This is a genomic window from Mariniflexile gromovii (genome assembly GCF_017814435.1).
GTDB classification, from domain to species: domain Bacteria; phylum Bacteroidota; class Bacteroidia; order Flavobacteriales; family Flavobacteriaceae; genus Mariniflexile; species Mariniflexile gromovii.
Genome location: NZ_JAGJCB010000029.1, coordinates 19,546 through 34,579 on the forward strand (window position 1 = coordinate 19,546; position 15,034 = coordinate 34,579).

13 protein-coding genes and 2 pseudogenes are annotated in these 15,034 nt (G+C 35.7%); 4 read left to right on the plus strand and 11 right to left on the minus strand.

The annotated features are described in order from the left end of the window. Nucleotides 1–101 precede the first annotated feature (101 nt). The 3 genes from J8H85_RS17990 to J8H85_RS18000 all read right to left on the minus strand — a co-directional run bounded on the left by J8H85_RS17990 (nt 102) and on the right by J8H85_RS18000 (nt 4,762). Nucleotides 102–1,061, minus strand: coding sequence for a DUF3078 domain-containing protein (locus J8H85_RS17990; protein ID WP_209656980.1), 960 nt, complete (start codon nt 1,059–1,061; stop codon nt 102–104). A 78-nt stretch (nt 1,062–1,139) separates the two neighbouring features. Continuing rightward, on the minus strand, nt 1,140–2,318 hold the full coding sequence (locus tag J8H85_RS17995) for an AIR synthase related protein (RefSeq protein WP_209656982.1): 1,179 nt from the start codon (nt 2,316–2,318) through the stop codon (nt 1,140–1,142). A gap of 257 nt (nt 2,319–2,575) precedes the next feature. Then, a complete protein-coding gene (locus J8H85_RS18000) occupies nt 2,576–4,762 on the minus strand; it encodes a glutamine synthetase III family protein (protein ID WP_209656984.1) in 2,187 nt (728 codons plus the stop codon). A gap of 258 nt (nt 4,763–5,020) precedes the next feature. Here J8H85_RS18000 and J8H85_RS18005 point away from each other — a divergent pair, with 258 nt between their 5' ends. Then, nucleotides 5,021–6,043, plus strand: a complete 1,023-nt coding sequence (locus tag J8H85_RS18005; protein ID WP_209656986.1) for a glutamine synthetase beta-grasp domain-containing protein — start codon at nt 5,021–5,023, stop codon at nt 6,041–6,043. A gap of 74 nt (nt 6,044–6,117) precedes the next feature. Here the strand turns inward: J8H85_RS18005 and J8H85_RS18010 are convergent, their stop codons facing one another. Beyond that, nucleotides 6,118–7,065, minus strand: a complete 948-nt coding sequence (locus J8H85_RS18010) for a calcium/sodium antiporter (protein WP_209656988.1) — start codon at nt 7,063–7,065, stop codon at nt 6,118–6,120. Between the two features lie 233 nt (nt 7,066–7,298). Between J8H85_RS18010 and J8H85_RS18015 the strand changes: the two genes are divergently transcribed. Then, nucleotides 7,299–7,658, plus strand: a complete 360-nt coding sequence (locus J8H85_RS18015) for a BlaI/MecI/CopY family transcriptional regulator (RefSeq protein WP_209656990.1) — start codon at nt 7,299–7,301, stop codon at nt 7,656–7,658. Between the two features lie 2 nt (nt 7,659–7,660). Continuing rightward, nucleotides 7,661–9,616: a M56 family metallopeptidase gene (locus J8H85_RS18020; protein ID WP_209656992.1), complete on the plus strand. Its 1,956-nt coding sequence runs from the start codon at nt 7,661–7,663 to the stop codon at nt 9,614–9,616. Nucleotides 9,617–9,680: 64 nt separating this feature from the next. Here J8H85_RS18020 and J8H85_RS19120 read toward each other — a convergent pair whose 3' ends face one another. Together J8H85_RS19120 and J8H85_RS18025 are read right to left on the minus strand one after the other, a co-directional pair. Further along, entirely contained in the window at nt 9,681–10,136 is a 456-nt protein-coding gene (locus tag J8H85_RS19120; RefSeq protein WP_317195026.1) for a T9SS type A sorting domain-containing protein, read from the minus strand. Further along, nucleotides 10,136–11,644 (minus strand): endonuclease, encoded by a 1,509-nt coding sequence (locus tag J8H85_RS18025; protein ID WP_317195025.1) that lies wholly within the window; start codon nt 11,642–11,644, stop codon nt 10,136–10,138. The genes J8H85_RS19120 and J8H85_RS18025 overlap by 1 nt, the downstream gene beginning before the upstream one ends. A gap of 156 nt (nt 11,645–11,800) precedes the next feature. On the opposite strand from J8H85_RS18025, the gene J8H85_RS18030 reads away from it, so the two are divergent. Next, the gene (locus J8H85_RS18030) at nt 11,801–11,953 is read left to right on the plus strand and encodes an SsrA-binding protein (protein WP_209656994.1); all 153 of its coding nucleotides are present in this window, start codon (nt 11,801–11,803) and stop codon (nt 11,951–11,953) included. Between the two features lie 127 nt (nt 11,954–12,080). Here J8H85_RS18030 and istB read toward each other — a convergent pair. The 5 genes and pseudogenes from istB to J8H85_RS19215 all read right to left on the minus strand — a co-directional run bounded on the left by istB (nt 12,081) and on the right by J8H85_RS19215 (nt 15,032). Next, nucleotides 12,081–12,812 (minus strand): annotated as a pseudogene (istB, locus tag J8H85_RS18035) (IS21-like element helper ATPase IstB). A gap of 88 nt (nt 12,813–12,900) precedes the next feature. After that, complete coding sequence (gene istA, locus J8H85_RS18040) at nt 12,901–14,295, minus strand: IS21 family transposase (protein ID WP_317195027.1); 1,395 nt, start codon at nt 14,293–14,295, stop codon at nt 12,901–12,903. A 163-nt stretch (nt 14,296–14,458) separates the two neighbouring features. Beyond that, nucleotides 14,459–14,764 carry a DUF6876 family protein gene (locus J8H85_RS19210; RefSeq protein ID WP_394368998.1) on the minus strand — a complete coding sequence of 102 codons (306 nt, stop codon included), beginning with the start codon at nt 14,762–14,764 and terminating at the stop codon, nt 14,459–14,461. Nucleotides 14,765–14,825: 61 nt separating this feature from the next. After that, nucleotides 14,826–14,915, minus strand: a pseudogene (locus J8H85_RS19015) (single-stranded DNA-binding protein); the annotation flags it as partial. Nucleotides 14,916–14,945: 30 nt separating this feature from the next. Beyond that, nucleotides 14,946–15,032, minus strand: a complete 87-nt coding sequence (locus J8H85_RS19215) for an IS3 family transposase (protein ID WP_394368987.1) — start codon at nt 15,030–15,032, stop codon at nt 14,946–14,948. Nucleotides 15,033–15,034 lie beyond the last annotated feature (2 nt).

Sequence of the window (15,034 nt, forward strand, 5' to 3'; positions counted from 1 at the left end):
GTTTACAACAAAAACATGTTAATAAATTGATTTTAAAGTGTTTAAAAATTTATCAACACAAAAAAGTTAACAAATATTTTCAATCTTAATAGAATAATGAATTAAAAATCTACGGCAAAACCAATTCCTAAAAATTGCTTCCATTGTACCTTAGCTCCAGCTTCATCTGTTTCTCCTTCAATCGCAGATGGTTTTGTTGTTTTTACATCATCATCGTATATTAAATGAGAACCCAGAGTGGCTTTTACAAAGCTATTCACTTTAAAATCGAAGTCCAACCTCCAATCTACATCTACATTTCCAAAATTATTGATATAATCAGAATAAAGACTAACCTGTTGCTTGACTTTAATGTTTTTTGCAACTTCCATCTCATAGCTATTATTGATTAGTATCCCTAATTCTTTTCTAACACGATCTCCTGGAACAACCACATTACCTTCACTATCAAGAACCGCTGGCGTTACACCAAACTTACCTGCATTTGCCAGATCTTCATCCAATACAAATGTTGCTTTTAGGGTTAACGGCGAAAAGTAAAAAGACAGTTTGTCGATATTTTTTCCGTACTCCATTCCACCACCAAAAAACAAATAACCTGGAGCCATCAACGTTGAAATAGGTGTATCTCTATTTGGATACTTATAACCATTTGCCATTTGTGTTTTAAAATTAAGCTTTGCGGAGTAATACCAATTAGAAACACTATCTGGCTTAAAACCAATATCGGAATTCAATTCAAACAAATCATCGGTTTTTCGTAATTCCCTATCTTGCTGCTTATTGACACCGTAACGAACCAAAATATTGTTTCGCCATGAAAAATACTTATCGGTATAATTAGCCGAAGATTCTATTCCCAAAAGACCAGAAATGGAATTACTACCCCCAGCATTCCAGTTAACAAAAGAAACTTCGTTTAAATTTACAGAAGCTTTATTTTTTTGAATCCACTCCGGACCATCATACTTTGCAGGTTTTGTTTTTAAAAACAAGGTGTCTGGTTGAGATTGTGCAAGCTGAAAAAAGAAACAAACAGCTATCAATAAAACATACTTCATAATACTATTAAGGTTGGTTTTTGATAAATTACGTTTTTAATCAATAATCGTTCCGTTTTAATGAAAAAAAGCGAAAATTTAATAAGTAAACTCCCCAAACTCACTTTTTATTGTAAGCTTTTTAGTTTTTGATGCTTCAACACGACCAATAATTTTAGCATCAACATTGAATTCTTTAGAAATATTGATAATATTTTCTGCAATATCCGGTGTTACATACAGTTCCATTCTGTGCCCACAGTTAAATACTTGGTACATTTCTTTCCAATCGGTTTTTGATTGCTCTTGTATTAGCCTAAACAGCGGAGGAATTGGGAACATATTATCTTTTACAATATGAAACTCATCAACAAAATGAAGAATTTTAGTTTGCGCACCACCAGAACAATGCACCATACCATGTACTTTATCACTTTTATACTCAGATAGAATCTTCTTTATAATGGGCGCATAGGTACGCGTAGGCGACAACACTAATTTACCCGCATCAATTGGAGAATCTTTTACGGCATCTGTTAGTTTTACATTTCCAGAATATACCAAATCTTCAGGCACAGAGGCATCGAAACTCTCAGGGTATTTATCGGCCAAATAGGTGTTAAAAACATCGTGACGCGCCGAAGTTAATCCGTTACTACCCATACCGCCGTTATAAGATTTCTCATAAGAAGCCTGTCCAGAACTTTCTAAGCCCACAATAACATCGCCTGCTTTAATGTTGGCATTATCAACAACATCGCTGCGTTTCATACGTGCCGTAACGGTAGAATCTACAATAATGGTACGAACCAAATCGCCCACATCGGCGGTTTCACCACCTGTTGAATGAATGGTTACACCGAAATTTTTCAATTCTGAAATCAATTCTTCGGTTCCGTTAATAATGGCAGAAAGCACTTCACCGGGAATCAAATTTTTATTTCTTCCGATGGTCGAAGACAGCATGATATTATCGGTGGCCCCTACACACAACAAATCGTCTATATTCATTATCAAGGCATCTTGTGCAATACCTTTCCAAACTGAAATATCACCCGTTTCTTTCCAATACATATAGGCTAAAGAAGATTTTGTACCTGCGCCATCGGCATGCATGATTAAACAATAATCGCCATCATTTGTTAAATAATCTGGAACTATTTTACAGAATGCTTTTGGAAATAATCCTTTATCGATGTTTTTAATGGCATTGTGAACATCTTCTTTTGATGCAGAAACGCCACGTTGCGCATAGCGTTTAGAAACTTCTTGACCCATAGTATTGTATTGAGCTGCAAAGTTAATTTTTTGAATTAAAAAATCCCGCTTTTTACAACGGGATTTTATTAATTGTTACTCGCCTTGATGTTGGGTAGCGTTAGGGATTACTCATACATACTATTTTTAAGTCAATGAAATCGTGAATGCTAAGCATTTACAGTGGAAATCCTTTTTGAGGGACGAAAAAAAGATTGCAATCCTTCGTCTACGCTCAGGATAAACTACAAACCCGACCCTTGTGGTAACGCCCAAATTTATCTTGTGAATAAGAGTTCGCGGTATTTTGTTAATGGCCAAATTTCATCGTCAACCAATAATTCCAATTTATCGCAGTGTTTTCTAATATCATCGAATAAGGGCTTCACTTTATGGCAGTAAGCCAGTGCCTTTTCTTCAATGTTTTCAATGGCGTTTGCTTTTCTACGTTCGTCCGTCATTCTAGTAACATTGGCATTTATTCCTTTAATATGACTTGAAATTTCTTCGATTAAATTTATTTGCTCTTGCGATACCGCTTTGTAATTTTCATCAAAAATCTCTTTTAACCCTTTAACATTTTCGATTAAAATATTTTGGTATTTAACTGCGGTTGGCACAATGTGGTTACGTGCAATATCACCCAATACACGGCCTTCAATTTGAATGTGCATGATGTAAGCTTCCATTTCAATTTCATAGCGTGCTTGCGACTCTATTTTGCTCATCACATTCATTTCTTCAAATAATGCGATGGTTTTTTTTGAAATTTTAGCCTTTAGAGCCTCTGGGGTGCTTTTGTTGTTGCTTAAACCTCGTTTTTTTGCCTCTTCTTCCCATTCTTTTCCATAGCCATTGCCTTCAAATAAAATAGCTTTGGTGGATTTGATGTATTCCCTTAGCACATTAAAAACCGCTTCGTCTTTTTTAAGTCCTTTTTTATCAATTAAAAGGTCTACTTCTTTTTTGAAATCTATTAATTGTTTTGCAACAATAGTGTTTAAAACCGTCATTGGGTTTCCACAATTTGCCAAAGACCCCACAGCTCTGAACTCAAATTTATTACCTGTGAATGCAAAAGGAGAGGTTCTGTTTCTATCTGTATTATCAAGCAAAACATCTGGTATTTTACCAACTACATTAAGCTTAAGTTCGGTTTTTTCTTCGGGAGAAAGCTTTCCTTTGGTAACGCCTTCCAACTCTTCTAAAACCTTAGTTAATTGCTGACCAATAAATACTGAAATAATAGCAGGAGGCGCTTCATTTGCACCTAACCTATGGTCGTTACTTGCCGAAGCTATACATGCCCTTAACAGTTCTTCGTTTTCCTGAACCGCTTTAATTGTATTGATAAAAAAAGTTAAAAACTGAAGATTGCTCATAGGTGTTTTTCCTGGCGCCAATAAATTAACACCGGTATCTGTTGAAAGCGACCAGTTATTATGTTTCCCCGAACCATTGATGCCTGCAAATGGCTTTTCGTGGAATAACACTTTGAAATTATGGCGCGATGCGATACGCCCCATAATATCCATTAATAGCGAATTATGATCGACCGCCAAATTAGCTTCTTCAAAAATGGGTGCCAATTCAAATTGATTGGGCGCCACTTCGTTATGGCGTGTTTTTGCAGGAATACCCAAAAGCATGCATTCGGTTTCCAATTCGCGCATAAAATTTAAAGCTCTGTTAGGTATGGAACCAAAATAATGGTCATCTAGCTGTTGCCCTTTGGCGGATGAATGCCCTAAAAGCGTTCTTCCTGTTAAAGAAATATCGGGTCTGCTAGACGCTAACATTTTATCAATTAAAAAGTATTCCTGTTCCCAACCTAAAGACGAGGTTACTTTTTTCACATTTTTATCAAAGTATTTACAAACATCGGTTGCGGCGTTATCAACCGCATTCAACGCTCTTAACAGTGGTGTTTTATAATCTAAAGCCTCACCTGTGTAAGCAACAAATATAGTGGGAATACAAAGCGTAGTCCCATATATAAATGCTGGCGATGTTGGGTCCCAAGCCGTGTAGCCTCTTGCTTCAAACGTATTTCTAATACCTCCACTGGGGAAACTAGACGCATCCGGTTCTTGCTGTACTAATTGGCTTCCCCCAAATTTTTCAATAGCCATACCATTACCTATGGTTTCAAAAAAGGCGTCGTGTTTTTCGGCCGTAGTTCCTGTTAATGGCTGAAACCAATGTGTATAATGTGTCACACCTTTAGATAGTGCCCAATCTTTCATGGAAGATGACACTTGATCTGCAATATTTCTATCAATTTTTTTACCGAATTGAATGGCATTTGTAACACCAATAAAAGCATCTTTGGTTAAATATTGACGCATGGTATTTTCATTAAAAACGTTTTTTCCGAACAAATCCGAACGCCGTTCTTTCTCTTCAACCAATACTGGTTTATTACCCAATGATTCTTTTATAGCATGAAATCTTAAAGTAGACATGGTTCTATTGAATTAAATTATTATTTTTATTACAAAAGTAAGAATAACGCAAATATAACATAAACAAAATGTTTTCTCTGTGTTAAGAATTTTTCGTTTTTTAAATAAAAAAATATGCTTTTTTTAATAGATGCCTTAAAAAAATAGGGTATAAATAAAAATAACTCAAGTTTTTAGATTAACACCCCTGTAAATGTGCAGAGTCTTAATAAAAATATATATTTGTTGAAACATTATTAATTTCTCATTATAAAAATTATGGCAAAAATTAAATTAGAATACATTTGGTTAGACGGTTATTACCCAACTCAAAACATGAGAAGCAAAACCAAAGTAGAAGAACATGAAAACTTTAAAGGAACTCTTGAAGAAATAGGAAATTGGTCTTTCGACGGGTCTTCTACAAGACAAGCAGAAGGTGGATCTTCAGACTGTTTATTAGTGCCTGTAGCTATTTACCCAGATCCAGAGCGTATCAATGGTTATTTAGTAATGACTGAAGTTATGAATGCTGATGGAACACCTCACGAATCTAACGGAAGAGCTACTATTGATGATGACAATGATGATTTCTGGTTTGGTTTTGAGCAAGAATATTTTATAATGGATACTGCAACACAATTACCACTTGGTTTCCCTGTTGGTGGATATCCAAAACCACAAGGTATGTACTACTGTTCAGTTGGTGGATTAAATACTCATGGTAGAGATTTAGTTGAAGAGCATGCCGATTTATGTATTCAAGCTGGTTTAAACTTTGAAGGAATTAACCAAGAAGTTGCTTGTGGACAATGGGAATTCCAATTGTTTGCTAAAGGTGCAAAATTAGCTGGTGATGAACTTTGGATTGCTAGATATTTATTGGACAGATTAACTGAAAAATACGGTTACTTTATTGAATACCATCCAAAACCACTTGGAAAAGACATGGATTGGAATGGTTCTGGTATGCACGCAAACTTCTCTAACTCAACTTTAAGAACTTGTGGAGACAAAGACGTTTATGCTAAAATTTGTGAAGCTTTCCGTCCTGTAGTAAAAGAACATATTGAAGTTTATGGTGAGTTTAACGACCAACGTTTAACTGGTAAACACGAAACTGCTTCCATTGATGATTTCTCTTGGGGTGTATCTGACAGAGGTGCTTCAATACGTATTCCATTAATCGCAGTTAACAAAGGCTGGAAAGGTTGGTTAGAAGACAGACGTCCTGCTTCAAACGGTGACCCATACAAAATTGCTGCAAGAATTATTAAAACTGTTAAATCTGCTAAGGTTTAATTTTAAATACAATATTCATAAAAAAGGGTTTGCAAATTGCAAACCCTTTTTTTATTCAATAAACTTTGTAAAAGTTATTTTCCAGCCGTGAAAAGTAGGAACATAAAAACACCATAAACAAAAACCAAGAAGAAGCCTTTAGCACGGTTAATTTCAAACTTTTTGCGTAACATTACTAAAGGAAACAATACGAAAGCAAAACCTAGCATCCAGAAAATATCGCTGGTTAAAATCAACGGTTCTGTAACAGGAATCGGCTTAATAATAGCCGTTAAGCCTAAAACAGATGCAATATTAAAAATATTGGAACCTATTAAATTTCCTAAAGAAATGGCTTTTTCTTGTTTGGCAGCCGCAATTATAGATGCCGCTAATTCTGGCACACTGGTTCCTATGGCAATTAAAGACACACCAATTACCGCTTCGCTTACTCCAACGGATAATGCAATGGCTTTGGCACCATCTACCAACCATTCGCTTCCAAAATATAAGGAGGTAGCGCCTATTAATAACCATGTGCCAATTTTAAAATTTGAAACGACGGCTAAGGTTTCATCTACTTCTTCAACTACAGCATTGCTTTTGGTGCTTCTGATTAAAATTACCAAAAACAATACAAGACCTAAAAAAAGGATGATGCCCTCGAAAGCAGAAAGCACATTATCATTTTTAAGGAAATAATAAAGCACGATAGAAAACACCATCATAACCGGCCAATTGAGTCTGTAAAAAGATTTATCGACCGCAATGGTACTTACCATGGCCGTAACCCCCAACACCAAACCAATATTGGCTATATTAGAACCTATTACATTGGTTATGGCTATAGCTGGAGAACCCGACAATGCCGCTTGCAGACTTACCAATAGTTCGGGGGCCGATGTTGCAAACGATACCACCGTCATACCAATCACCATTTTAGATATATTAAATTTAAATGACAGTGCTACCGAAGACCTAACAAGAAACTCACCACCTACTACCAATAATGTAAACCCTAAAACAACCCAAACAATACTCATCCTTTTTATTTTTTGCGAAGATAAATGAAAGTTAAAAGTTAAAAGTGTGAAGTTAAAAGTTTTTTGAAAACTTAATTTTTAGTTAAATAACTATATATTTAGTTGTATAACTATAAAAATAGTTATAGGTTTGTATTGCGTTAGGGGTTGCAGCGGAAAGCCCACAGCGAGGTACGAGCGAGGACTTGCAGCGAAAAACCCGACCCTTGTGGTAACGCCCAAAAAAATTTTATATGGAAAAGTTAACAAACAAAGAGGAGGAAATTATGCACATATTATGGAAGCTTGAAAAGGCTTTTGTAAAAGATGTTTTGGCTGAAATTAAAGATGAAAAACCGCACTATAACACGCTTTCTACCATTATTAGAAACCTTGAGGACAAAGGCTATGTGAGCTATAATGCCTACGGAAAAACCCACCAATACTACCCTATTGTGAGTAAGGAAGATTATAAAAAACGGTTTATGACCTTGGCCATTGATAACTATTTTAATAATTCGTATAAAAATGTGGTGTCTTTTTTTGCTAAGGAAGAAAAGATAAGTGTAGCCGATTTAAAAGAAATAATTGCCTTAATTGAAAAAGATAAATAATTATGGAATATCTACTAAAAGTAAGCGCAGTTGTAGTTATTTTTTATTTAAGCTATAAGATATTCTTGCAGCGGGAAACCTTTTTTGAACAAAACAGATGGTTTTTGTTAATGGGTTTAATTACTGCGTTTTTATTGCCTTTTTTAGTGATTCCTGTATATGTTGAGGCTACCCCAGTAGATTTTTCCAATTATATTTTTGAAACTGCAATAACTGTCGAGAACCCTGAAAAACCATTTAACATACTAGATTATTTACCTGTGGTTTATGGTTTGGGTGTTTTGTTTTTTTCTGTTCGATTTTTAGTCCAATTCACCTCATTAACACTCGTGATTTTTAAAAACAAAGCAGAAAAAATAAGTGGTTTTAGATATATTATAACAGCCCATAAAGTATCGCCATTTTCATTTTTTAAATGGATTGTTTACAACCCTGAACAATTTAGCAGCAGCGAATTGGAGCAAATTATAACCCATGAGAAAGTACATGCAAACCAACTTCATTCTTTTGATATTTTATTAACCCATCTTGGTTGTATTGCACTTTGGTTCAATCCTTTTATATGGCTATACAACAAAGATTTAAAGCAAAACCTGGAATTTATTGCCGATAACATTGCTGCTACCAAAACCGACTGCAAAAAAAACTACCAATATACCTTACTTAAAACAAGCATGCCATCTCATCAAATGGCTTTAAGTAATCCTTTTTATAATTCATTAATCAAAAAACGAATCGTTATGTTACACAAATCAAAATCAAAAAAAATCAATCTTATTAAGTATGCTTTGGTAATGCCGCTTCTTGCTGCTTTTCTAATGAGTTTTAATACTGAAGAAGTTTATGTTGAACAGCAAAAACCTTCTCCTGAAGCTTCCACAGAAAATGATGTGATAAAAGTTATTATTTCCAAGGAATTCACTGAAGCCGATTTAGAAAATCTCCAAAAAGAACTAAAACTCGAAGGTTACACCGCAAAATTTAAGGGCATAAAGCGTAATAATAAGAATGAAATTACTGCTATTAAAATTGAAGTAACTTCTAAATCTTCAAATGCCAATTATAGCATTGATGGAGATGAGGCTATAAGTCCTATAAAAATAAGTTTGAACAATAACAATATCTCGATAGGCAATGGCAACATGATGAAAGAAAAACATGTGGTTATTATTTCTGACGAAGAAGAAGATGAAGAAGATAAAATTGTTCATACTGGCCGTGAAAAAAAGGTCATTGTAATTTCATCTGACGATGACGATGATACTATTGTAAAAGAAGAAATTATTATTAAAAACGGAGACACCATTAAACATAATAAAAATTCAGGCAACGATTTAAAAACTTGGAAAATAACCGTTGGAAAAAATGCCGCTTCAGATACTATAAGTTTTCACCCTTCTAATTCTCAGCCTTCTAAAAAAAGGGTTGGTTTAAATTGGGTTTCAGATGAAGACAAAAAGGTTAGTTTTCATACTAAAAGTGAGTCTAAAGTAAAGATTCTTACATCGGGAGATAAAGAGCCTTTATTTATTGTAGACGGTAAAGAAATAACAAAAGAGGAATTTCAATCGTTAGACCAAAATGACATTGGGACAATAACTCTTTTAACAGATACAAATGCCACTAAAGCTTACGGTGACAGAGGTAAAGATGGAGTTTTTATACTTACAACAAAAAAAGAATACAAAATCGAAATGAACAACGGTAGCAAAGTTAACAAAGCAACCTCAATGAAAGAAGGAAATCTAACTTCTTATGACGGTAATGCCATTCTCAAAGTTAAAAACGAAGGAACCTTAGTATTTATTGATGGTAAAGAAAAAACTTTAAAAGAAGCAGAACAGCTTTCCCCAGAAAATATAGAAACTATTAATGTACTCAAAAGGAAAGAAGCAACTAAAAAATTTGGAGAAAAAGCAAAAAATGGCGTTGTTGAAATAACGACTAAAAAGAAGTGATTTCCCTTTAGAATATGAGACCTCACAGGTTTTTGAAACCTGTGAGGTCTTTTTGTTTATACCACTAATTAACCACTAATTTATGTGTTTTGGTGTTGCCTTCATAATTTACATGAAGCAAATACATACCGCTTGATACATCCAAATCTATTTCAGAATTGGCATTTATTATAAAGGTTTTCAATTTTCTGCCATCCAAAGAAAACACTTCTACAGTACTTTCATTTTTTATACCATTTATAAAAACAGTGCCAGCTGAAGGGTTTGGGAATATTTTAATGGAAGATGCTTTTTCATCTTGCACGCTTAACGCCTGACTCCAGACTTGCCCAACACTATTTCCCCATAAATATTCAACCAAATCGGGGTAATCTATAAACGGGTTTCTGTTGAATTGCCAAGTATAAACCACGTTGTTTCTGTTCATTTCAAAATCGTCTGGTGGGTCGTTTCTATGCCAATCTAAAAGCGTTGCTAAATCTCCAAATTGTCCTGTGACACCTTCGGGGTAACCGTTCACTATTTCCAATCCGTATAACGTACCGCCATATAAAATACACTTCTGGCAACATCGCCTTTAAATTTTCCCAAAGTTCCTGATGGCCCATTGTACTGTCCGTAAAACTGATTGCCCCTACTACTATTTTCAGGTCCATCGGCAGCTCTTAAAGCATGCGCATCGGAGTTTCCGTGGCGTAAAGAATCGGCTGTGGTGTTCCAAAACACATCCTTTCCATCTACAATATCATCTAAATCGATGCTGTAAAATCCACCTCGCGAACGCGGAAATGTATGCTCTCTATTCCACTTACCCGTACTTGTAGAGGTGGTTTGAAAATCGAGTTTTGCACGTCCAATTTCTTTATAAACCAACCAAACCTGATTACTGTTTGCGGGGTTTTGGTCGGCTTCCTTTAAAATATCAATAACATCATTATAAGTTTGCGCCCGTACAACACCTTCTTCTGCAATAATATCTTGCATAGCTTGACGCAAAACACTACCAGATTTTCCATCTAAATTATTATAATAGCCCGTTGGTTGAGTGCTTGCTACGTTTTCATAAGTTGGATTGATAGGTGTTCCAAATGACGCCACTTGAAAATCGTTATCTACCACCCGGATTCGTAAATTGTTGTTTAAGGAATAATTTGGCGATACCAAACCAGACAATTTCATAAGCATTTCTTCATCGCCTTCGTCAAAAGCATCATCTACCAATGTTATGCTTGTTGATGCTGTATTTGAACCATTAGGTATGGTTATAGATGTATTTCCTATGAAATCTGAAGTATTAAAAGTACCGTTATTAAATGCTATTGAAAAATTAATATCGGAAGTTACGGTTTGTTCTGAGGTGAAAACAACATCAAACGTATCGCCTTCATTATAACTTGTTTCAGCAACCGTTATTAATATACCGTTTAAAACAATACCGCTTCCATCGTTCAATTGTCTGGGAGTTGGTGCTTTTACCGTGTAAGAACCATCATTGTTTCTTTGAATTGAATTGGTATTGTTGGTTGTTCCTTCGGTAATTATACTAATTGAAGGATTAAAAGCTGAAAATATGGAAACAAATTCTACACCATCTGATTGTGTGGTTCTGTAAATTAATACATCTATAAGTGTGTCGTCTACATAGGCTTTTACGGGTTCTTCAAAATCCAAATCATCTGCCCTATAGATAGCTACAGCATCTACGCCATTCTGTATAACATTTGCAGGAATTACATATTGTGGAAACGGTGATACATTTGTACTACCTATTAAGAGTACCCCATTAATATCAGTCTCATATCCATCTAAATCTAAAGCCATATAGCTTTTGTGTTGCCCGTTTGTTGAACCATTAAAAAACACAACAACATAGCCATCTAACGGAAAATTTGGCGTTTCGGAAAGTAATTCTATAAATTCTAGATCATCTGTTCCAGGTGTATCGCAATCCAATTCATTGATGACTATTTGACTTAAAGCTACTTGAGAAACTAAAAAGAAAAGAAATAAAATGGTGTTTTTGGTCATAAAGCTGCATTTTGGCAAAGGTACCGATCTTAAATTAGTTTATAAATTTCTATTTAAAACTTTAACTAAACTTAATATACGATTACCTTTAATCGATAAAATAAAGATTCATTTTCTTAAAAATAAAATTCTAACTAAGTTTAGTATTTTTGTAATATGAGGAAGCAAATATTCAAATTTTTAGCAAAGCTTAATAAAACCATTTTACCAAGTTATTCTAAAAAACAATTGGATTTGGCCAAAGCCACCAAACTCCAAATGGCCATAATTGGTTGGAGGTGGTTTGTAACAAAAAATGCATTGGATTGAACCTACAACTTAAAAATATTATTTTTAAGACTATTAATGGATAGGGCGGGCAAAGTGAACCACTTGCGGCGGATGAAAGTGAGCATAGCAAAGTAAGCGCTCAAAATCGATTCATTTGTGGTTAAATTTAGTATTTATTTTTCAATTTTTTACGCATGGACTCTCCTTTAATATCTATTCTATGTGCATTATGCACAAGGCGGTCTAAAATGGCATCTGCGATGGTTTGTTCCCCTATAATTTCATGCCATGCTTCCACGGGTAATTGGGAGGCTATAATGATACTGTGTTCGCTATGTCTATCTTCTATGATTTCCATAAAAGAATGTCTGTTTATGGCATCTAAAGCTTTAAGTCCGAAGTCATCAATAATAAGCAGGTCCTGTTTTTATAGTTTATTGATTTGTTTTAGACAAGATCCATCAGCTTTTGAGGTTTTAAGCATGGTAAAAAGTTTGTTCGTGTTAAAATACATAACCTTATACCCTAATGAGCATGCTTGGTGACCAATGGCCGATGCCATATAGCTTTTGCCAGCACCCGTACTTCCTGTATCAAGTATATCCTGCTTGTGCTTTATAAAATCACAGCTGGCAAAGCGTTGGATTTGATTTTTATCTAATTCTCTAGAGGGGTCAAAATCTATAGCTTCCATAACGGCGCTGTACCTAAAGCGTGCTGCTTTTGTTAACCGTTCTATTTTTCGATCTTGGCGGTCATCCCATTCGCTTTGGATGAGATATGCTACAAGTTCATCACTGATATAGTTTATACTTTGTGGCGATAAACTGCTGTTAAAGGCTCTGTACATACCGTATAGCCTTAGTTGTTTCATGTGTTCCAATGTCTGTTTATTCATTGTTTTTTGGTTTTAATTTATTTGTAATAATGGCTTCCTCTAATGTTATTGTGATTTGGGACCTCAAGTTGGTCTTCAATGTCTTCATCTAAAGTGTCCCAGCCGTTTTTAAGGATACGCTCAATAATATTGTAGTTTGCGCACCATAATCCAAGGCGCGTTTGCAGGCATTATCCAGTCGTGTATTACCTACCTTTTTTGTGAAGTGTAATATGCCCAGACACGATTTATAGGATTGCTCTGGGTGTTGTTTCTTTTCTAGTATATTAATGATTAGTGCCTTGCAATGGTCACCTATCTGCGCAGCCCAGGCAATGAACTTTTCACTGCTCCACTCGCTGATAAAGCGGTGGTGGGAAGGCATGTGCTCCTTTATGGTGCTATATCCATATTTTTGCTTGGTTCTTGGATGTACCGTAAGTAGTTCCTGCTGATGGTAAATCTCTACTGCGCTATCTGAGTAAACCACTTTGACGCGCTTGCCTATATGATGATAGGGCAAACTATAATAGTGTTTGTCCTTGCTAAAATAAATATGGCTGTTTTTATGGACCGTTGCATTGGCATAGCGCTTGATCTCATAGCGTTTGGCTGGCAATGGTTTAAGCTGATGTTTTTCGATCTCTTCAAATAACGAATAGCGGGAGTATTCACGTCCTCTAAAAGACATACTATTATGCGAGGGTAGCAGTTCTAATATAGCTTTGTTAAGTTCAGACCTAGTATGAAAGGTTTGGTTGCGCAAGGGCGCAAATACGCGTGTATATATGATGCGTACAGCATTTTCAACAATGGCTTTGTCCCTGAGTCTGTAAGCTCTGGTTGGAAGTACTGCCGTTTCATAATGCTCAGCAAAATCTACAAAAGTTTCATTTACCTTAGGTTCATATCGACTGCTTTTGGTTACTGCCGCCCTCAAATTATCGGGCACTAAAGCCTGTGGAACACCGCCATAAAACCAAAGCGCGTTTTCTATACAAGCGATAAAGTCTTCTTTTTTTTGACTCTCACACGCCTCAACATATGTATATTGACTACTGCCCAATACACATACAAAGACCTCTAAATCTTGTATCTCTCCTGTGTAGCGATCCACTATAGAAAGCTTTTTGCCCGTAAAATCGATGAAAAGTTTATCGCCAGCTTTATGTGTAAAATGCATAACCGGAGAGACTTCTTTGACCCACTCTCTGTACCAATACCTAAACTGGGAAAGTCTGTAGCCATCTGGATGTTTGGTGAGGTACTCTTGCCAGAGTAGCTCCTTGGTCACCCCTGTTTTGCGCAGTTCTTTATCAAAATAGGGAAAATACTTTTCTAGGGTTAATAGCTGTTGGCTCTTGCCTTTTTGGTCGGTTTTAAAAAGCCTGTTCAGCTCCTCAAGTGTCATGGCGGACACTTCGTAACTCGTCAGTTGGTACCGCTTAAAAAAATCTATATATTTAGTGATGGTATTGCGTGATAATCCTAACTGTAGGGTTATTTGACGCTTGCTGACTCCTTCACTTTAAAGTTTGAAAATCTGTTTTATTTTTCGCATATCTATTTGTTTGTTGTCCATAATATCTTTTATAAAAGATATTTAAAGCTTTACGAATAGAATCGATTTTTAGTGGTTCACTTTCACCCGCCGCACTATGCTCACTTTAATCCGCTGTGGGTGGTATACTATGCCCCTTTTTTGCATCGTTGCCATCTCCATAGGTTATAATGGCTTCACAGCCCTGCTCCTCCTGTTCGGCTTTGGAAAGGTGTTTAAAATCGATGGTTATAAAATAGCTTCTGTCCATCAGGCTCTTGGCAATGACCGAGGCATCGGTCACCAACCAAAAACAGACTGCCTTTTCCGCTAAATAGTGAACGCCGTCGGTAAAGCGTGTTTGGATGAGCGGTAATTGAAAAAACCGTGTGCTGCCACAAAATTGTTGCAGGCTTTCCCGTAATGTTATAATTTGGTGTTAAAAAGAGGGCGCTAGGTAAAAGGGAGCGCCCTCTTTATTTTCCATGGTCGGACTATTGATTTCCTCCCAACAAAAGGATTTCACCCACTACCACTTCGGTCACATAACGTTTTGCGCCGTCCTTGTCCTCGTAACTTCTAGAGTGAACCCAAAAGGTTAGACAAATTTATAATTAATTTTGATAATAATGAGCTCGATATTCAGTCGGGCTCATACCTTCTAAATTTAGTTTAATTCTTTCATTATTATAATACTTTATAT

Coding starts and splice junctions, on each gene's coding strand:
- J8H85_RS17990 (WP_209656980.1), bottom strand. CDS start 1,061: ATGAAGTATGTTTTATTGATAGCTGTTTGTTTCTTTTTTCAGCTTGCA.
- J8H85_RS17995 (WP_209656982.1), bottom strand. CDS start 2,318: ATGGGTCAAGAAGTTTCTAAACGCTATGCGCAACGTGGCGTTTCTGCA.
- J8H85_RS18000 (WP_209656984.1), bottom strand. CDS start 4,762: ATGTCTACTTTAAGATTTCATGCTATAAAAGAATCATTGGGTAATAAA.
- J8H85_RS18005 (WP_209656986.1), top strand. CDS start 5,021: ATGGCAAAAATTAAATTAGAATACATTTGGTTAGACGGTTATTACCCA.
- J8H85_RS18010 (WP_209656988.1), bottom strand. CDS start 7,065: ATGAGTATTGTTTGGGTTGTTTTAGGGTTTACATTATTGGTAGTAGGT.
- J8H85_RS18015 (WP_209656990.1), top strand. CDS start 7,299: ATGGAAAAGTTAACAAACAAAGAGGAGGAAATTATGCACATATTATGG.
- J8H85_RS18020 (WP_209656992.1), top strand. CDS start 7,661: ATGGAATATCTACTAAAAGTAAGCGCAGTTGTAGTTATTTTTTATTTA.
- J8H85_RS18025 (WP_317195025.1), bottom strand. CDS start 11,644: ATGACCAAAAACACCATTTTATTTCTTTTCTTTTTAGTTTCTCAAGTA.
- J8H85_RS18030 (WP_209656994.1), top strand. CDS start 11,801: ATGAGGAAGCAAATATTCAAATTTTTAGCAAAGCTTAATAAAACCATT.